Annotated in this window: 18 protein-coding genes; 14 read left to right on the top strand and 4 right to left on the bottom strand. The window is 61.2% G+C overall.

Features of this window, described 5'->3' with window-relative positions; all coding sequences use genetic code 11:
• The first annotated feature begins 102 nt into the window (after window positions 1-102).
• The 9 genes from mdcA (at window position 103) to madM (ending at window position 7,314) form a co-directional block, all read left to right on the top strand.
• Window positions 103-1,773, top strand: a complete 1,671-nt coding sequence (gene mdcA, locus DJ564_RS30575) for a malonate decarboxylase subunit alpha (RefSeq protein WP_109635564.1) — start codon at window positions 103-105, stop codon at window positions 1,771-1,773.
• Window positions 1,773-2,630: a triphosphoribosyl-dephospho-CoA synthase gene (locus tag DJ564_RS30570; protein ID WP_109635562.1), complete on the top strand. Its 858-nt coding sequence runs from the start codon at window positions 1,773-1,775 to the stop codon at window positions 2,628-2,630. Before mdcA ends, DJ564_RS30570 begins: the two co-directional genes overlap by 1 nt.
• The gene (locus DJ564_RS30565; protein ID WP_109635561.1) at window positions 2,630-2,929 is read left to right on the top strand and encodes a malonate decarboxylase subunit delta; all 300 of its coding nucleotides are present in this window, start codon (window positions 2,630-2,632) and stop codon (window positions 2,927-2,929) included. The genes DJ564_RS30570 and DJ564_RS30565 overlap by 1 nt, the downstream gene beginning before the upstream one ends.
• Window positions 2,922-3,773, top strand: a complete 852-nt coding sequence (locus DJ564_RS30560) for a biotin-independent malonate decarboxylase subunit beta (protein ID WP_109635559.1) — start codon at window positions 2,922-2,924, stop codon at window positions 3,771-3,773. The genes DJ564_RS30565 and DJ564_RS30560 overlap by 8 nt, the downstream gene beginning before the upstream one ends.
• Window positions 3,770-4,573: a biotin-independent malonate decarboxylase subunit gamma gene (mdcE, locus tag DJ564_RS30555; RefSeq protein ID WP_109635558.1), complete on the top strand. Its 804-nt coding sequence runs from the start codon at window positions 3,770-3,772 to the stop codon at window positions 4,571-4,573. The genes DJ564_RS30560 and mdcE overlap by 4 nt, the downstream gene beginning before the upstream one ends.
• Window positions 4,567-5,178: a malonate decarboxylase holo-ACP synthase gene (locus DJ564_RS30550; RefSeq protein ID WP_109635556.1), complete on the top strand. Its 612-nt coding sequence runs from the start codon at window positions 4,567-4,569 to the stop codon at window positions 5,176-5,178. Before mdcE ends, DJ564_RS30550 begins: the two co-directional genes overlap by 7 nt.
• Window positions 5,175-6,086, top strand: a complete 912-nt coding sequence (mdcH, locus tag DJ564_RS30545; RefSeq protein WP_109635555.1) for a malonate decarboxylase subunit epsilon — start codon at window positions 5,175-5,177, stop codon at window positions 6,084-6,086. Before DJ564_RS30550 ends, mdcH begins: the two co-directional genes overlap by 4 nt.
• Before the next feature lie 65 nt (window positions 6,087-6,151).
• A complete protein-coding gene (gene madL / locus DJ564_RS30540; RefSeq protein WP_010466888.1) occupies window positions 6,152-6,544 on the top strand; it encodes a malonate transporter subunit MadL in 393 nt (130 codons plus the stop codon).
• A 5-nt stretch (window positions 6,545-6,549) separates the two neighbouring features.
• A complete protein-coding gene (gene madM / locus DJ564_RS30535; RefSeq protein WP_010466889.1) occupies window positions 6,550-7,314 on the top strand; it encodes a malonate transporter subunit MadM in 765 nt (254 codons plus the stop codon).
• Window positions 7,315-7,399: 85 nt separating this feature from the next.
• On the opposite strand, the gene DJ564_RS30530 is transcribed toward madM, so the two are convergent.
• On the bottom strand, window positions 7,400-8,314 hold the full coding sequence (locus tag DJ564_RS30530; protein ID WP_109635553.1) for a LysR substrate-binding domain-containing protein: 915 nt from the start codon (window positions 8,312-8,314) through the stop codon (window positions 7,400-7,402).
• A gap of 129 nt (window positions 8,315-8,443) precedes the next feature.
• On the opposite strand from DJ564_RS30530, the gene DJ564_RS30525 reads away from it, so the two are divergent.
• Window positions 8,444-9,061 (top strand): hemolysin III family protein, encoded by a 618-nt coding sequence (locus DJ564_RS30525; protein ID WP_109635552.1) that lies wholly within the window; start codon window positions 8,444-8,446, stop codon window positions 9,059-9,061.
• Window positions 9,062-9,066: 5 nt separating this feature from the next.
• Here DJ564_RS30525 and DJ564_RS30520 read toward each other — a convergent pair whose 3' ends face one another.
• A complete protein-coding gene (locus DJ564_RS30520) occupies window positions 9,067-9,975 on the bottom strand; it encodes a LysR family transcriptional regulator (RefSeq protein WP_109635550.1) in 909 nt (302 codons plus the stop codon).
• Between the two features lie 106 nt (window positions 9,976-10,081).
• Here DJ564_RS30520 and DJ564_RS30515 point away from each other — a divergent pair, with 106 nt between their 5' ends.
• The 3 genes from DJ564_RS30515 to DJ564_RS30505 are packed head-to-tail and all read left to right on the top strand — an operon-like array spanning window position 10,082 to window position 12,622.
• Complete coding sequence (locus DJ564_RS30515; protein ID WP_109635548.1) at window positions 10,082-11,323, top strand: D-amino acid dehydrogenase; 1,242 nt, start codon at window positions 10,082-10,084, stop codon at window positions 11,321-11,323.
• A gap of 18 nt (window positions 11,324-11,341) precedes the next feature.
• Window positions 11,342-11,692, top strand: a complete 351-nt coding sequence (locus DJ564_RS30510) for a RidA family protein (protein ID WP_109635547.1) — start codon at window positions 11,342-11,344, stop codon at window positions 11,690-11,692.
• Window positions 11,693-11,719: 27 nt separating this feature from the next.
• Window positions 11,720-12,622 carry a transporter substrate-binding domain-containing protein gene (locus DJ564_RS30505; RefSeq protein ID WP_109635545.1) on the top strand — a complete coding sequence of 301 codons (903 nt, stop codon included), beginning with the start codon at window positions 11,720-11,722 and terminating at the stop codon, window positions 12,620-12,622.
• 74 nt (window positions 12,623-12,696) lie between these two features.
• On the opposite strand, the gene DJ564_RS30500 is transcribed toward DJ564_RS30505, so the two are convergent.
• Both DJ564_RS30500 and DJ564_RS30495 read right to left on the bottom strand, forming a co-directional pair.
• On the bottom strand, window positions 12,697-13,416 hold the full coding sequence (locus DJ564_RS30500) for a 16S rRNA (uracil(1498)-N(3))-methyltransferase (protein WP_109635544.1): 720 nt from the start codon (window positions 13,414-13,416) through the stop codon (window positions 12,697-12,699).
• A 179-nt stretch (window positions 13,417-13,595) separates the two neighbouring features.
• On the bottom strand, window positions 13,596-15,002 hold the full coding sequence (locus DJ564_RS30495) for an adenosylmethionine--8-amino-7-oxononanoate transaminase (protein WP_109635542.1): 1,407 nt from the start codon (window positions 15,000-15,002) through the stop codon (window positions 13,596-13,598).
• Window positions 15,003-15,224: 222 nt separating this feature from the next.
• Here DJ564_RS30495 and DJ564_RS30490 point away from each other — a divergent pair, with 222 nt between their 5' ends.
• Window positions 15,225-16,976 carry a flavin monoamine oxidase family protein gene (locus tag DJ564_RS30490; RefSeq protein ID WP_109635541.1) on the top strand — a complete coding sequence of 584 codons (1,752 nt, stop codon included), beginning with the start codon at window positions 15,225-15,227 and terminating at the stop codon, window positions 16,974-16,976.
• The last annotated feature ends 262 nt before the right edge of the window (window positions 16,977-17,238 follow it).

Raw genomic sequence — 17,238 nt, 5'->3', positions numbered from 1 at the left:
AACCATTACCCTGGCCGTAACGATCCAACGCTCTGCTTGATTGATGCCCCCCACCCAACACTCCTAAGGTGACTCCCACGACAGCGAACCCGTGGAGTGGTCATGACAACAACAATATCCCCCGACTCGCGATGGACGCGGCGGCGCAGCGAAAAGCAGCGGCGTCTCGAGCTTGTGCGCGGTCTGGCCGACGGTGTGGTGCTGCCCACCGACAACATCGTCGCAGCGCTGGAGGCCTTGATCCTGCCCGGCGACCGTGTGGTGCTGGAGGGCAATAACCAGAAGCAGGCGGATTTCCTCTCCCGCTCCCTGGCCAAGGCCGATCCCGCCAAGCTGCATGACCTGCACATGATCATGCCCAGCGTCGGCCGCTCCGAGCACCTGGACCTGTTTGAACGCGGAATCGCCCGCAAGCTCGACTTCTCCTTTGCCGGCACCCAAAGCCTGCGCATCAGCCAGTTGCTGGAAGACGGCCTGCTGGAAATCGGCGCGATCCACACCTACATCGAGCTCTATGCGCGGCTGGTGGTCGACCTGATTCCCAACGTCGTGCTCTCGGCCGGTTTCATGGCCGACCGTGCCGGCAACATCTACACCGGCCCGAGCACCGAAGACACCCCCGCATTGATCGAACCGGCCGCCTTCAGCGACGGCATCGTCATCGTCCAGGTCAATCAACTGGTAGACGATGTCAGCGACCTGCCGCGCGTCGACATCCCCGCGTCCTGGGTCGATTTCGTGGTGGTGGCCGACAAGCCGTTCTACATCGAACCGCTGTTCACCCGCGACCCACGGCACATCAAGCCTGTGCACGTGTTGATGGCGATGATGGCGATTCGTGGGATCTACGAGAAACACAACGTCCAGTCGCTGAACCACGGCATCGGTTTCAACACCGCCGCCATCGAACTGATCCTGCCGACCTACGGCGAATCCCTCGGCCTCAAAGGCAAGATCTGCCGCAACTGGACGCTCAATCCGCACCCGACGCTGATCCCTGCGATCGAAAGTGGCTGGGTCGAAAGCGTGCATTGCTTCGGCACTGAACTGGGGATGGAAAACTACATCGCCGCGCGCCCCGACGTGTTCTTCACCGGGCGCGACGGATCTCTACGTTCCAACCGAATGTTCTGCCAACTGGCCGGGCAATACGCGGTGGACCTGTTCATCGGCGCCACCCTGCAAGTCGATGGCGACGGCCATTCCTCTACCGTAACGCGTGGTCGTTTGGCCGGTTTCGGCGGCGCGCCGAACATGGGCCACGACCCGCGCGGTCGCCGTCACAGCACGCCGGCCTGGCTCGACATGCGTCATGAGGATGCGCCCGAAGCCTTGCTCGAACGCGGTAAAAAACTCGTGGTGCAAATGGTCGAGACCTTCCAGGAAGGCGGCAAACCGACCTTCGTCGAAACCCTCGATGCAATAGAAGTGGCGAAGAAAAGCGGCATGCCGCTGGCGCCGATCATGGTCTACGGCGACGACGTCACCCACCTGCTGACCGAAGAAGGTATCGCCTATCTGTACAAGGCCCGCTCGCTGGAAGAACGTCAGGCGATGATCGCCGCCGTCGCCGGAGTGACCGCCATCGGCCTGCGCCACAACCCCAAAGACACCGCACGCATGCGCCGCGAAGGCCTGATCGCCTTGCCCGAAGACCTCGGCATTCGCCGCACCGACGCCACCCGCGAATTGCTCGCCGCCAAAAGCGTGGCGGATCTGGTCGAGTGGTCCGGTGGCCTCTACAACCCGCCCGCCAAGTTCAGGAGCTGGTAATGCACGCATTCAACCTGCAACCGAAAACGCTTTCCCTGGCTGAACGGCTGGCGGACCTGGCCGTGGACGCGCTGATCGACGAAGCGGACCTGTCGCCGAAACCGGCATTGGTCGACCGTCGTGGCAATGGCGCCCATACCGATTTGCACCTCGGGCTGATGCACGCCTCGGCGCTGTCCCTGTGGCCTGCGTTCAAGGAAATGGCGGAAGCGGCCATTGAGCTTGGCGAAGTCGGCGTGCCGCTGCGCGAAGCCGTCGGGCGCATTGGTCGGGAAGGGGAGCAAGCGATGCTCGCCACCACCGGCGGCGTGAACACTCATCGCGGGGCGATCTGGGCCTTGGGTCTGTTGGTCACGGCCTGCGCGCTTGAACCTGAATCCAGTGCCGCAGGTTCGATTGCTGTGCGCGCAGCACGCCTCGCGCTACTTGATGACCGTTACGCGCCACGTCCACTCAGCCATGGCGCTCAAGTCGCCCAACGCTATGGCGTGCGCGGTGCCCGTGAGGAAGCTCAACTGGGCTTTCCGTCGGTGCAGCAACGGGCACTGCCGCAACTCAAACGCAGCCGTGCCGTTGGCCATGGTGAGCAGAACGCCCGGCTCGATGCCTTGCTGGCGATCATGACGGATCTGGCCGACACCTGCGTGCTCTACCGCGCTGGCGAACACGGTCTGCAGACCATGCAACTCGGTGCCCAGGCCGTACTCGACGCCGGTGGCAGCGCCAGCCTCGCTGGTCGCCGCCGTTTGCACGAGCTGGACGAACAATTAATCGCATTGAATGCGTCGCCCGGTGGTGCCGCGGATTTGCTCGCCGCCTGCCTGTTTATCGACCGCATCGAGTCCGGAGCTTTCTGATGGAAACCTTATCCTTTGAATTCCCCGCCGGGCAGCCGCCACGGGGCCGTACGCTGGTGGGCTGTGTCGGTTCGGGCGATCTGGAAGTGCTGATCGAACCGGGTCAGGCGGGCACGCTGACGATTAAGGTGCAGACCTCGGTCAATGGCGCGCAACAACGCTGGCAGCACCTGTTTGCACGGATGTTCGACGGTCAGACTCCGCCAGCGATGGCCATCGATATCCATGATTTCGGCGCGACACCCGGCGTGGTGCGTTTGCGTCTGGAACAAGGCTTTGAGGAGATCGGTCATGACTGACAGTAAAGAACTCCTACACAAGCACAGCTTCGTCGAACTCGGCGCCCGGCAACGGGCGAAAGCCTTGCTCGACCCTGGCACCTTCCGCGAACTGCTAGACCCGTTTCAACGCGTCATGTCGCCGTGGCTGTTGCGCCAGGGCGTGGTGCCGCAATCCGATGACGGCGTGGTGATCGCCAAGGGCAGCATCGGTGGATTACCGGTGGTCATCGCCGCCATCGAAGGCGCGTTTCAGGGCGGCAGCCTCGGCGAAGTCGGTGGGGCGAAAATGGCCGGTGCGCTGGAACTGGCCGCCGAAGATAACCGCAACGGCATTCCGACCCGCGCCGTGTTGCTGCTGGAAACCGGTGGCGTGCGCTTGCAGGAAGCCAACCTCGGGCTGGCGGCGATTGCCGATATTCATGCGGCGATTGTCGATCTGCGCCAGTACCAGCCGGTGGTGGGTGTCGTTGCCGGCAGCGTCGGCTGCTTTGGCGGCATGTCGATTGCCGCCGGGTTGTGCAGCTATTTGCTGGTGACTCAGGAAGCGCGGCTTGGTTTGAACGGCCCGCAAGTGATCGAACAGGAAGCGGGGCTTGAGGAATATGACTCCCGCGACCGTCCTTTCATCTGGAGCCTGACGGGTGGCGAGCAGCGTTTCGCCAGTGGTTTGGCGGACCGTTATGTCGCCGATGATGTGGCGCAGATTCAGCAGCAGGTCGGCGAATTGCTCAAGCAAGGTTTGCCGGAACAACAACGCAGCCGTCAGGCTGATCTGTTCCTGCAACGGCTGGCCCGTCTGGACGCCGAGCCGCAAATTGAACCGTCAGTGGTTCGCGATCTGTATCAAGGAGAGCGCTCATGAGCACGTATTCCCTGAGAGGTTTGAACTGGTTCAACGCCTTGAGCGCTGGCGCGAAACCGGTCGAAGGTTTGCCCGCTTCCTTAAAGGTGGCTGATGGTGTGTTGGGTGATCAACCAGTTCGGTTTATTGCCGTGGTGGCTGATCCCGACAACCGTTTCGCCCGCGCCCGCAATGGCGAGGTCGGTCTGCTGGAGGGCTGGGGCCTGGCCAAGGCTGTGGACGAAGTCATCGCAACCGATCTGGATAAACCGCACAAGCGCGCCTTGATCGCCATCGTCGATGTGCCCAGCCAGGCTTACGGTCGGCGCGAAGAAGCGCTCGGCATTCATCAGGCCTTGGCCGGCGCGGCAGACAGTTATGCCCGCGCGCGGTTGGCCGGCCATGCGGTGATCGGTTTGCTGGTGGGCAAGGCGATGTCCGGGGCGTTTCTGGCGCACGGGTATCAGGCCAATCGCTTGATTGCCCTGCGTGATCCGGGCGTGATGGTGCATGCGATGGGCAAGGCGTCGGCGGCGCGGGTGACGTTGCGCAGCGTCGAGGAGCTTGAAGCGTTGGCTGCCAGCGTGCCACCGATGGCGTATGACATCGACAGCTACGCGAGCCTTGGATTGCTGTGGGAAACCTTGTCGGTCGAGCAGATTGAACAGCCAACCGCAGCCGACTTGGCGCGAGTGGCTGAATGTCTGGATCAGGCAATCGGCGATGTTGCCGCGACGGGGCGAGACCTGAGCGGTCGATTGGGTGCGAGCAACCGCGCTGCATCGAGCAAGGTTCGCGAACTGCTGAGAGCGCAGTGGTGAATACCTTTCTGGCCCACGACCTGCTCTGGGGCATGACTCTAGAACAGCTGCCGATGGACGCGCCTGCGTGGGTGATCGAGTCGATCCGCGCAGGTCAGCCGGTGGTGGTTCGGCGTGCGCTGAGTACGCCGGATCACATCGCGGTCGGGGTACGTGGGCGGTTGCGTGAGCAGCGCTTTGCAGCGGTGATGTCGATCGATGCGATTTCGCGTCGGGTACGGCCGGAAGCGCTTTGTCATGTTTCTATCGACCGGGATGTATTGGCGTTGCGTGCCCTCGATCAACTGCGGCCGATGCTCGATGGTTGCGGTTGGGTGTGGGGTGTCAGCGGCAGTGCCGGGTTTGAACTGGCCAGTGGTGTTCAAGCGTTGCATGAGCGCAGTGATCTCGACTTGATCCTGCGCACACCGCAACCAATGGATCGACTGAAAGCGCAGGCGCTGCTGAAGATTCTGGACACGGCTGCGTGCCAGGTGGACATGCAGTTGCAAACACCGTTCGGCGCCGTCGCCCTGCGCGAATGGGCTGGTGCTGCCCGTCGGGTTTTGCTGAAAAACGCCCGTGAGGCCTGCCTGGTCATTGATCCGTGGGAGCAAGCAGCGTGAGCAGTTTGCTGGTGTTCCCAGGGCAAGGCGCGCAGCAGCCGGGCATGCTCCATCGTTTGCCTCGCGAAACGGTGATCGAGGCGAGTGACGTGCTTGGCGAAGACACTTTGCTGCTGGATTCGGCCGAGGCGTTGACGTCGACACGGGCCGTTCAGCTGTGCCTGTTGATTGCCGGCGTTGCGGCTTCACGCCAGTTATCAATGGCGCCGGATTACGTGGCGGGATTGTCCATCGGTGCCTACCCGGCAGCGGTGGTGGCGGGCGCCCTGAGCTTCAGCGATGCGCTGCATCTGGTCAGCCTGCGTGGCGAGTTGATGCAGCAAGCTTATCCACAGGGCTACGGCATGACCGCGCTCATCGGCCTGGAGCTGGCGACCGTGGAAGGGTTGCTGGCGCAGGTTCACAGCATCGATACGCCGGTTTATCTGGCCAACATCAATGCTGATAATCAGGTGGTCATCGCCGGCAGCGATGCTGCTATGAAGTCCGTTGCCGAATTGGCGAAAGGTCGCGGTGCCGGATTGGCCAAACGCCTGGTCGTCAGCGTGCCTTCCCATTGCCCGCTGCTGGAAGCTCCGGCGAAAACCCTGGCCGAAGCCTTCGCCAACGTGCAACTGAAAACACCGACATTGGGCTACCTGAGCGGCAGCCGCGCCCGGCCGATCATCAACATCGAAGCTTTGCGCGACGACCTGGCTTTCAACATGTGCCGCGTGGTGGATTGGCGCGGCACCGTGCAAAGCGCTTACGAGCGTGGCGTGCGTCTACAGATCGAACTGCCGCCCGGTGCGGTGCTGACCGGGCTGGCGCGCCGGGTGTTCGAGCAGGGCACCGTGATTGCCTTCGACGGTGCTCGACTCGACACCTTGCAGGCGCTGTTGCGTGAGGAGGGAAGCCGCCAACCCTAGACCACCGACTCAAGCCTTCGAACAACAAAAACAACATTCGACGATGCACTTTGAGGACAACAACAATGATTATTTATGGTGTGGCGTTTCTCGCCTTTTGTACCCTGGTGGGTATTTTTGTCGGTGAACTGCTTGGCAAGCTGATTGGCGTACCGGCCAACGTTGGCGGTGTAGGTATTGCGATGCTGCTGTTGATCGGCCTCGGCAGTTACCTGAATAAAAGTGGTTGGTTCAAAGGCAAGACAGAGCAGGGCGTGGAGTTCTGGAGCGCAATTTATATCCCGATCGTCGTCGCCATGGCGGCGCAACAAAACGTCTATGGCGCACTCAAGGGCGGGCCGATGGCGATTCTGGCGGGGACGGCAGCGGTGGTTATCGCCTTTGCCTTGGTGCCGGTGCTGGTACGCATCGGCAACAAGGAACCCGCCTCGGTCATTCCTCCGAAGACGGTAGGGTGATCGCCATGTACGAATCGATGATGAAGGTAATTACCGGTTACGGCCTGATCAGCGGCTTTCTGATTGTCGGCGTGACCATGTGGGTGTCCTACTGGATTTCCAATACGTTCACTAAAGGCCGCTTGCACGGCTCGGCCATCGCCATTTTGCTCGGCCTGTTGCTGTCGTATGTCGGTGGTGCGTTGACCGGTGGCCAGAAAGGCGTGGTGGACATCCCGTTGCTGTCCGGGATCGGCCTGCTGGGCGGTGCCATGTTGCGCGATTTCGCCATTGTGGCGACGGCGTTCGGTGTCAGTGTCGATGAGCTCAAACGTGCAGGTTTTGTCGGAGTACTGGCGTTGTTCGTCGGCGTCGGAACCTCGTTCATCGCCGGTGTCGCGGTGGCCATGGCCTTCGGATACACCGATGCGGTAAGCCTGACCACCATTGGCGCCGGGGCCGTGACGTATATCGTCGGTCCGGTGACCGGGGCAGCCATCGGTGCCAGTTCCGAGGTCATGGCGCTGTCGATTGCGGCAGGGTTGATCAAAGCCATTCTGGTGATGGTCATGACGCCGTTCGTGGCGCCAATGATTGGTCTGAACAACCCGCGCAGTGCGGTGATCTTCGGGGGCTTGATGGGGACATCCAGCGGTGTGGCGGGCGGGTTGGCCGCCACGGATCCGAAACTGGTGCCTTATGGTTGCCTGACCGCCGCGTTCTACACGGCATTAGGCTGTTTACTCGGGCCTTCGTTGCTGTTTCTGATCATGCGCGGATTAATGGGCTGATGTATTCGCGGGCAAGTCACGCTCCCACATCGGAATGCATTCCCCTGTGGGAGCGTGGCGTGCCCGCGATGCAGGCGCCGCGCTTTCAAGCATTGCGGTTGGCATACATCCGACACTCCGCCAGCAACGCCAGCAGATTCGGATCACGCTCCTTGGCCTTCAAAAACACCACGCCGATGTGCTGCTGCAACCGATACTTTTCCTGCAACGGGATCAGCTTCACCCGGTTCTCATACACCGCCGCAATCCGCCCCGGCAGCAACGCATAACCCACCCCTGAACTGACCATGCTCAGCAGGGTGAAGATGTCGTTGACCTGCATCGCGACCTTCGGCTCGAACCCCGCCTGCTTGAACACCCGATTGCCGTCTTGGTGCGTGGCAAACCCCTGAGTGAGCGTGATGAAGGTTTCGTCGCGCACTTCGGCCAGGTCCACTTCCGCCCGTTGGGCAAATTTCGAATCCGCCGGTGTGGCCAGGAAGATGTCATCGGAAAACAGCGGTATCTGCTCGCAGTCCGGGTCGTTGACGCTGTCGTCCAGGGACACCAGGATCGCGTCGACTTCCATGTTCTTGAGCTTGTACAGCAGGTCGAAATTCGAGCCGAGGATCAGGTCGATGTTGAGCTCGCTGCGGCGGATCTTCAGGCCCATGATCAGCTGCGGCACGGTCTTCACCGTCAGCGAATACAACGAGCCAAGCTTGAAGCGTTCAGCCGAAAACCCCGCCGCTTCGCGGGTCAGGCGCACGGTTTCGACCACGTCCTGAATCAGCTTCTGCGCCCGCTCTTCCAGCACATAAGCGCTTTCCAGCGGTGTCAGGTTGCGGCCTTCGTGCTTGAACAACGGGCAGCGCAAAGCGCTTTCCAGGGAGTGAATGGCACGGTGCACGCTGACGTTGCTGGTCTGCAACTCGGCGGCGGCCCGGGCCAGGTTGCCGGTGCGCATGAAGGCGAGGAACACCTCGAGTTTTTTCAGGGTCAACTCTTCGTCGATCAGCATGGCGTGGACTCTTGGTCGAATGGCTCGATTGTGCACGTATGAGGGGAATTGTGATCTGAAACATTGCGCTTTTAATCTCAAGGCCTGAGCCTTGCGCACTGTTGTAGCGAATTTTGAGGGAAGCAATACATGTATCACGGGGAAAGATTGAACGCCTGGACGCATCTGGTCGGGGCGGTGGCGGCGACGGTCGGGGTGGTGTGGATGCTGGTGATTGCCAGCATGGACGGCAGCCCATGGAAGATCGTCAGCGTGGCGATTTACGGGTTTACCTTGATGGTGCTTTACAGCGCGTCGACCGTTTACCACAGCGTGCGCGGGCGTAAGAAAACGATCATGCAGAAGGTCGATCACTTTTCGATCTACCTGCTGATTGCCGGCAGCTACACGCCGTTCTGCCTGGTGACCCTGCGCGGGCCGTGGGGCTGGACGTTGTTCGGGATTGTCTGGGGGCTGGCGCTGATCGGCATCCTGCAAGAGATCAAGCCGCGGTCGGAAGCGCGGGTTTTGTCGATCGTGATTTACGCGGTGATGGGCTGGATTGTGCTGGTGGCGGTCAAGCCATTGCTCGCGGCGCTGGGCAGTACCGGTTTTGCCTGGCTGGCGTCGGGCGGGGTGTTGTACACCGTGGGGATTGTCTTTTTTGCGCTGGATCATCGGCTGCGGCATGCGCACGGGATTTGGCATTTGTTCGTGATCGCGGGGAGTGTGCTGCACTTTGTCGCGATTTTGTTTTATGTCCTTTGAGGTCTCTAAGGGATCAAGCGATCCAGTTGCGCCTGCGCCCGTCGGCTGAACACCTGCAACAAGTCGCTCAAGGTGTGGGGCGGCGGTTCGTCGGCGCGGGTGACTGCATACAAGGTGATCGGTAACGCGGGCGCCAGCGGTCGAATCGCCGTGGTGGCGGGGGATGCGCCGAGCGCGGTAAACGGATCGATCACCGCCAGCCCGGCGCCGGATTCAACCATCGCCCGCGCCAGTGAATAGGTTTGCACCGCGATGCGTACCCGCGGCGGCGGATCGACCGCCTCAAGGTAGCTGTCGAGCCTGGCCGCCAGTGGGTCAGCGCTGGACAGGCCAATCAGCGGCGCACCGGCCAGTTCGATCAACGGCAACGGTTGGCTCAAGGCGTCATCGGTCCAATAACCCAACGGCGCCAGCGCCACCAAAACCCCGCAGGCCAAGACCTGTGCCTTCAGGCCCGGGTGATCTGGCGGTTGCAAGGTCAGCGCGACATCCACTTCACGCATCAGCAAGTTCTGCATCAGCTCACGGCTGTGGGCACTGGACAGCTCGCAGACAATGTCCGGGTAGCGTTGCGTCCACTCGTTGATGGCCGGTGGCAGCAGCGACAGGGCCAGCGCCGGGATCGCGCCGATCCGAACGCTGTGACCCGGCTCGCGACGCAGGCTCTGGGCCAGACGTCGCACGCCTTGCAGGCTTTCGGTGACCTTGTCGACTTCGCGCTCAAGCTCCAGCGCTTCGGGCGTGGCCTGCAATTTCCCGCGCACCCGCAGGAATAACGGGAAGCCCAGTTGCTGTTCGGCGTGTTGCAGCACTTTGCTCACCGCCGGCTGCGACACGTGCAGCAACTGGGCAGCGCCACTGACTGAACCGGTCTGGCGGATGGCCTGGAAAATCTCGATGTGTCGCAGTCGCATGGCAGTCCATAACCTTTGTTTATGGGTCAGGCATCTTTATGCATTGTTCAAGGTCTGTCACCTGGTCCTAACCTGAAGCCTGTTTCAACAACGGTTAAGGACAGACATGGCTCAGCGGGTTTGCATCATCGGTGGTGGCGTCATTGGCCTGACGACGGCTTACGCACTGGTGCGCGAGGGCGTCGACGTGACGCTGGTCGAGGCCCGGGATTCGTTGGGCAGCGAGACCAGTTTCGCCAACGGCGGCCAGTTGTCCTACCGTTACGTCGCGCCACTGGCCGATGCCGGCGTTCCGTTGCAGGCACTTGGCTGGATGTTGCGCGGTGACTCGCCGCTGAAGCTGCGTCCGCGCCTGGACCCGGCGCAATGGCGCTGGATGGCGTCCTTCCTGGCGGCCTGCCGTCGTTCGGTGAATCAGCGCAACGGCGCGCACCTGTTGCGTCTGGCGCTGTTGAGCCAGTCCACGCTGCAAGGCTGGCGCGACGAAGATCGCCTCGACGGGTTCGACTGGCGGCGCAATGGCAAACTGGTGACGTTTCGTGAAGCGGCAAGTTTCGAACATGCTCGCCAGGGTTTGGCCGATCCGCAACAGCAACAAGTGTTGTCCCGGGCTGAGTGTGCACAGTTGGAGCCTGCACTCGCCGAGGCGCCGTTTGTGGGTGCGATTTATACCCCTGACGAAGAAGTCGCCGATTGCCATGCTTTCTGTCAGCAACTGCTGGCTCGGCTCAAGGCGTCGGGGCGTTGCGAGTTTTTGCTCGGCCACAAGGTCACCGGCATTCGCCACGCAGCCGGCGCGGTGCAGGCCATAGAAATGGGGTCGCAGGTGCTGCCGGTCGAGCAATTGGTGATTGCCGCCGGACATCGCAGTCCGGCGCTGGCGCTGCCGGGCATGAACTTGCCGCTGTACCCGCTCAAGGGTTACAGCCTGACTTTGCCGATCCGCGCCGAGCATCGTGCGCCGGACCTGAGCATCACCGATTACAACCGCAAGATTGTTTACGCCCGCATTGGTGAACAACTGCGCGTGGCGGCGATGGTCGACATTGTCGGCTTCGACCCGGCGCTCGACCCCAGACGGCTGGCGCTGATCAAGCGCCAGGCGCAGGAAACCTTGCCCAAGGCCGGCGATTACGACGCCGCCATCGAGTGGGCCGGCATGCGCCCGGCCACCCCCAGCGGCGTGCCGTTGATTGGCGCCACGGCGTACCGCAATCTTTGGCTCAACCTCGGCCATGGTGCCCTGGGTTTTACCCTGGCGTGTGGCAGCGCCCGGTTGCTCAGCGAGTTGATCGCCCGGCGCGCACCTTCAATTGAAATGCACGGCCTCGCACCCCGCGTCGCCTGACTTGAAAAGGAAAAACCGATGAGCATCAACCGTATCAACAGCAACAGCCGACTCTCTGGCGCGGTGACCTTTGGCGATCTGGTGTTTCTCTCGGGACAGGTGCCGGGTGACAGCCCCGACGTCACCGGCCAAACCGCCGAGGTGCTGGCGAAGATCGATGCGTTGCTGGCCGAGGCTGGCAGCGACAAGGATCATCTGCTTAACGCGACCATTTACCTGAATGACATTGGCCGCGATTTCGCCGCCATGAACGAGGTCTGGACGCAGTGGCTGTCACCGGGCAATGCGCCGACCCGCACCACGTTACAGGCGCAACTGGCTCGTCCAGAGGTGCTGGTGGAAATCACCGTAATCGCCGCCCGCCGCTAATCGCTTGACCCACAACGGAGAATAACAATGCAAAAAATCACGTTGATCGGCTGCACCCTCGGCCTGCTGCTCGCCAGCCAGGTCCAGGCAAACGAAGCGCCGCTGACCGGCACGCTGAACAAGGTCGCCAATGCCAAGAGCATCACGCTGGGCTATCGCGATGCCTCGGTGCCGTTCTCCTACGTGGGTGATCACACGGGGCAGCCGATGGGCTATTCGGTGGACCTGGCGAGCAAGATTGTCGAGCGCATCAAGCAAAAGCTTGAACTGCCGGATTTGCAGGTGAAGTACAACCTGGTGACCTCGCAAACGCGCATTCCGCTGGTGCAGAACGGCACCGTCGACCTTGAGTGCGGCTCCACCGGCGTGACCGCAGAGCGTATGCAGCAAGTGGCGTTTTCCTACGGGTTCATCTACGTGAAGGGGCAGTTGCTCACGGCGAAGGACAGCGGCATCAAGAGTTTCGCCGACTTGCGCGGCAAGAACGTCGTGACCACCGCCGGCACCACGAATGAACGGTTTCTGAAGAGCTACAACGTCGATCACAAGATCGACATGTTCGTGATCAGCGCCAAGGACCATGGCGAAGCGTTCCAGATGCTGCAGTCGGGTCGGGCGGCGGCGTTCTATATGGACGACGCGTTGCTCTACGGTGAGCGCGCCAAGGCCCGCGATCCGCATAAGTGGGTGGTGGTGGGCGAGGAGCAGTCGCGAGAAATCTACAGCTGCATGGTGCGCAAAGATGATCCGCAGTTCCTGGCACTGGTCAACGCCACGCTGGCCGACCTGTACAGCTCAGGGGAAATCAACAGCATCTACAACCGCTGGTTCCAGCAGCCGATACCGCCCAAAGGCTTGAACCTGGAATTCCCGATGACCAGCGAGTTGAAGGCAATCATCGCCAAGCCGGTGAGTGATCCGGTGCAGTAGTTTCTGAACGATCAGATGCTGTTTTATGTCTTGTAGACCCGTGGCGAGGGGATAAATCCCCTCGCCACGGGGCTCTAGAAGTCGCCCCACAGTTGTTGCGCTACCGCCAATGCAACGACGGGCGCGGTTTCGGTGCGCAATACGCGAGGGCCGAGGCGGGCGGCGTGAAAACCGTCAGCCTTGGCCTGCTCGACTTCAGCGTCGGACAACCCGCCTTCCGGGCCAATCAAAAACGCCAAGGTTGCCGGTTTCGCATGACTCACCAACGGCTCAGCCACCGGATGCAGCACCAACTTCAACTCAGCCTCGCTCTGCTTCAACCAGTCCGCCAACAACAGCGGTGGATGAATCACCGGCACCCGTGAACGCCCGCATTGCTCGCACGCGCTGATTGCCACTTGGCGCCAGTGCATCAGGCGTTTGTCGGCGCGCTCATCCTTCAGCCGGACTTCACATCGGTCGCTGAAGATCGGCGTGATTTCGGTGACGCCCAACTCGGTGGCTTTCTGAATCGCCCAATCCATGCGCTCGCCACGGGACAAGCCCTGGCCGAGATGGATCTGCAACGGCGACTCGACCTGCCCGGCGAAGCTTTCATCGATCTGCACGACAACGCGCTTCTTGCCGACCTCCACCAGCGTGGCACGAAACTCATGGCCCGAGCCGTCGAACAGTTGCAGCGCATCACCCTCGGCCATGCGCAGCACACGGCTGATGTAATGGGCCTGGGCCTCGGGCAACTCGTGTTCGCCGGTGCTCAAGGGGGCGTCGATAAAGAAGCGGGACAGTCTCATGCTGGGTCTCGAAAAATTGGATCGGAGTTGCTTTTGTGGCTGCTGACTATTTGTGACGAGGGGATTTATCCCCGTTGGACTGCGCAGCAGTCCCATTTTTGGGGCCGCTTCGCAGCCCAACGGGTATAAATCCCCTCACCACAATAAATCCCCTCACAACAGGGGAACTGCATGGGTCTTTAGCCCGGATCGCGGAAGCCGGGGTGGAAGTCTTTCGGTACCGACACGCTGACGCTGTCACGGGTCGCGATGTCGATGCCTTCGCTGGCCACTTCCGCCAGGAAATCGATTTGCTCCGGCGTAATCACGTACGGCGGCAGGAAGTACACCACGCTGCCCAACGGACGAAGTAAAGCACCACGCTCCAGCGCATGCTGGAACACCTTCAAACCGCGACGTTCCTGCCACGGATAGGCTTCTTTCGTCGCCTTGTCCTTGACCATCTCGATGGCCAGCACCATGCCCGTCTGGCGCACTTCCGAAACGTTCGGATGATCGACCAGGTGCGCAGTGGCAGAGGCCATGCGCTGAGCCAATGCCTTGTTGTTCTCGATGACGTTGTCTTCTTCGAAGATATCCAGCGTCGCCAACGCCGCCGCGCACGCCAGCGGGTTGCCGGTGTAGCTGTGCGAATGCAGGAAGGCGCGCAGGGTCGGGTAGTCGTCGTAGAAAGCGCTGTAGACATCTTCGGTGGTCACGCACGCCGCCAGCGGCAGGTAACCGCCAGTCAGGGCCTTGGACAGGCAGAGGAAGTCCGGGCGGATGCCGGCCTGCTCACAGGCAAACATGGTCCCGGTGCGGCCGAAGCCGACGGCGATTTCGTCGTGAATCAGATGCACGCCGTAGCGGTCGCAGGCTTCGCGTAGCAATTTGAGGTACACCGGGTGGTACATGCGCATGCCGCCGGCGCCCTGGATCAACGGTTCGACGATCACTGCCGCGACGGTGTCGTGATTCTCGGCCAGCGTCTGTTCCATGGCGGCGAACATGTTGCGCGAGTGTTCTTCCCAGCTCATGCCTTCCGGGCGCAGGTAGCAATCGGGGCTCGGCACCTTGATGGTGTCCAGCAGCAGCGCCTTGTAGGTTTCGGTGAACAGCGGCACGTCGCCCACCGACATCGCCGCCATGGTTTCGCCGTGGTAGCTGTTGGTCAGGGTGACAAAGCGTTTCTTGTTCGGCTGGCCGCGGTTGAGCCAGTAGTGAAAGCTCATCTTCAGCGCGACTTCGATGCAGGACGAACCGTTGTCGGCGTAGAAGCACCGGGTCAGGCCTTCCGGCGTCATCTTCACCAGACGCTCGGACAACTCGATCACCGGTTGATGGCTGAACCCGGCGAGGATCACGTGCTCCAGCTGATCAACCTGGTCCTTGATGCGCTGGTTGATGCGCGGGTTGGCGTGGCCAAAAACGTTGACCCACCAGGAGCTGACGGCGTCGAGGTAGCGTTTGCCTTCGAAGTCTTCCAGCCACACGCCTTCACCGCGCTTGATCGGGATCAGCGGCAGCTGTTCGTGGTCTTTCATCTGGGTGCAGGGATGCCACAACACCGCGAGATCGCGTTGCATCCACTGGTTATTCAGGCCCATGTTCAGTCTCCTCGAGGCGGCTCGCTGGTTTCGCGGGCAAACAATCGCGCAAGCCTATGCAATGCATCGCACGGGGACAACCCATTGTGTCGATTGAGCTACTTTGTATAGGTCGATAGACGTCGCTGGCGGCCTTTTGATGGCTAACGTATTCTTCGCGGTTCTTTGAGTCGTCTGACTCGTGAAACCGCTATTTTCTCGTGTATTTCCGGAGTTCGCTGAATGTCTGCTGGTTGGCTGCGCGCCTGTGCGCTGGTGATGTTGGGGCTGTTCAGCGTGTCTGCGCTGGCCAAGGATAAAACGGCGATCGTGATCGGCGGCGGGCTCTCGGGCCTGACGGCGGCTTACGAACTGCAGAACAAAGGCTGGCAGGTGACCCTGCTGGAAGCCAAGCCGAGCCTGGGCGGTCGCTCCGGCATGGCCACCAGCGAGTGGATCGGCAACGACAAGACCCAGCCGGTGCTGAACAAATACGTCTCGACCTTCAAGCTGAGCACCACGCCAGCCCCTGAATTCGTGCGTGTCCCGAGCTACCTGATCGATGGCGTGTATTACACCGCTGCCGATCTGGCCACCAAGGAGCCGGCCACCGCCGAAGCGCTCAAGCGCTACGAAAAGACCGTGGATGATCTGGCGCGTTCGATCGAGGATCCGCAGAACCCGGCGGCCAACAGTACGCTGCACGCTCTGGATCAGATCAACGTCTCCAACTGGCTTGACCGTCTGACCTTGCCAGCCACGGCACGTCAGTTGGTGAACCAGCAGATTCGTACCCGTTACGACGAACCTTCGCGCCTGTCGCTGCTGTATTTCGCACAGCAAAGCCGTGTTTACCGTGGCGTCTCCGACCGTGACCTGCGCGCTTCGCGCCTGCTCGGCGGCAGCCCGGTGTTGGCCCAGGCTTTCGTCAAACAGCTGAAAACCATCAAGACCAGTTCCCCGGTGTCGTCCATCAACCAGGACAAGGACGGCGTGACCGTCAAAGTCGGCAGCGTCGGCTATCAGGCTGACTACGTGGTGGTGGCCGTGCCGTTGCGCGCCCTGAACAAGATCCAGATGATCCCGGCGCTGGATGCCCAGCACCTGGGCGCCATCAAAGGCACCAACTACGGCTGGCGTGACCAGATCATGCTGAAGTTCAAGACGCCGGTATGGGAAAGCAAGGCGCGCATGTCCGGCGAGATCTACAGCAACACCGGCCTGGGCATGTTGTGGGTCGAGCCGGCGCTGAAGGGCGGCGCCAATGTGGTGATCAACCTGTCCGGCGACAACGCGCGTGTCATGCAGGCGTTCGGCGACAAGCAGATGGTCGACCAGGTGCTGATCCGTCTGCACGCGTTTTATCCACAGGCGCGCGGTTCGTTCACCGGTTATGAAATCCGCCGCTACAGCACCGACCCGTCGATGGGCGGCGCTTACCTGGCCTTCGGCCCGGGCCAGATCAGCAAGTACTGGCGCTTGTGGGAACGTCCGCTGCAGCGCGTAGCGTTCGCTGGCGAGCACACCGACACCTTGTACCCGGGCACACTGGAAGGCGCATTGCGCACCGGTCAGCGCGCGGCCAGTCAGGTTGAAGACCTGGCGGCGGGCAAATCGTTTGAGCCTGCGAAGGTTGTGCCGGCAGCGACCGCTGTAGCGACGGGTGCGGTGGCGGCGAAGAAAGGTAACTTCTTCACCAACCTGTTCGGTGGTTCGGATGACAAGCCGGCACCGGTCAAGGCGCCAGAGCCAGTGGCTCCAGTCGCTCCGACACCGGCTCCAGCGCCGACTCCAGCACCTGCACCGGTTGAAGCGCCTAAGCCAGTGGTTCCAGCGAAAGCCGAGCCGGCCAAGAAAGCCCCGGTGAAAAAGCCTGCTGCCAAGACCGAAGCCAAAAAGGCTCCGGCCAAAGCCCCGGCGAAGAAGGCTGAAACCGCGAAGAAACCAGCGGCAAAAACTTCTACAACCCCGGCAACGGAAACCAAAGCCCAGTAAGCTTTTGGCACTCAAAGAAACGCGGTAGAAATGCCGCGTTTTTTTATGCCTGAAGGAAACCAATCACAAGAATCGAATAAATCCTGTGGCGCAGGTGTTCCTTGGTTGCCTTCATTTTTTCTCACACATTGGTCTTTAATCTTTCCTTAACTGATCTATTTCAGACTCTTGATCGTATTTCTCGATATTTCAAAGCAAAATTTTCCGCTTTAATTCGATAGATAAGTCGATAGTCTTGGTCGCAGTTCTCACAGGATTTGGG

The sequence above is a fragment of the Pseudomonas sp. 31-12 genome, assembly GCF_003151075.1.
Lineage (GTDB): Bacteria > Pseudomonadota > Gammaproteobacteria > Pseudomonadales > Pseudomonadaceae > Aquipseudomonas.
This window is presented reverse-complemented; position numbering and strand designations above follow the sequence as displayed.

Bases quoted from the DNA above. Each gene is read 5' to 3' on its own strand.
- mdcA (WP_109635564.1), top strand. From the start codon at position 103: ATGACAACAACAATATCCCCCGACTCGCGATGGACGCGGCGGCGCAGC.
- DJ564_RS30570 (WP_109635562.1), top strand. From the start codon at position 1,773: ATGCACGCATTCAACCTGCAACCGAAAACGCTTTCCCTGGCTGAACGG.
- DJ564_RS30565 (WP_109635561.1), top strand. From the start codon at position 2,630: ATGGAAACCTTATCCTTTGAATTCCCCGCCGGGCAGCCGCCACGGGGC.
- DJ564_RS30560 (WP_109635559.1), top strand. From the start codon at position 2,922: ATGACTGACAGTAAAGAACTCCTACACAAGCACAGCTTCGTCGAACTC.
- mdcE (WP_109635558.1), top strand. From the start codon at position 3,770: ATGAGCACGTATTCCCTGAGAGGTTTGAACTGGTTCAACGCCTTGAGC.
- madL (WP_010466888.1), top strand. From the start codon at position 6,152: ATGATTATTTATGGTGTGGCGTTTCTCGCCTTTTGTACCCTGGTGGGT.
- madM (WP_010466889.1), top strand. From the start codon at position 6,550: ATGTACGAATCGATGATGAAGGTAATTACCGGTTACGGCCTGATCAGC.
- DJ564_RS30530 (WP_109635553.1), bottom strand. From the start codon at position 8,314: ATGCTGATCGACGAAGAGTTGACCCTGAAAAAACTCGAGGTGTTCCTC.
- DJ564_RS30525 (WP_109635552.1), top strand. From the start codon at position 8,444: ATGTATCACGGGGAAAGATTGAACGCCTGGACGCATCTGGTCGGGGCG.
- DJ564_RS30520 (WP_109635550.1), bottom strand. From the start codon at position 9,975: ATGCGACTGCGACACATCGAGATTTTCCAGGCCATCCGCCAGACCGGT.
- DJ564_RS30515 (WP_109635548.1), top strand. From the start codon at position 10,082: ATGGCTCAGCGGGTTTGCATCATCGGTGGTGGCGTCATTGGCCTGACG.
- DJ564_RS30510 (WP_109635547.1), top strand. From the start codon at position 11,342: ATGAGCATCAACCGTATCAACAGCAACAGCCGACTCTCTGGCGCGGTG.
- DJ564_RS30505 (WP_109635545.1), top strand. From the start codon at position 11,720: ATGCAAAAAATCACGTTGATCGGCTGCACCCTCGGCCTGCTGCTCGCC.
- DJ564_RS30500 (WP_109635544.1), bottom strand. From the start codon at position 13,416: ATGAGACTGTCCCGCTTCTTTATCGACGCCCCCTTGAGCACCGGCGAA.
- DJ564_RS30495 (WP_109635542.1), bottom strand. From the start codon at position 15,002: ATGGGCCTGAATAACCAGTGGATGCAACGCGATCTCGCGGTGTTGTGG.
- DJ564_RS30490 (WP_109635541.1), top strand. From the start codon at position 15,225: ATGTCTGCTGGTTGGCTGCGCGCCTGTGCGCTGGTGATGTTGGGGCTG.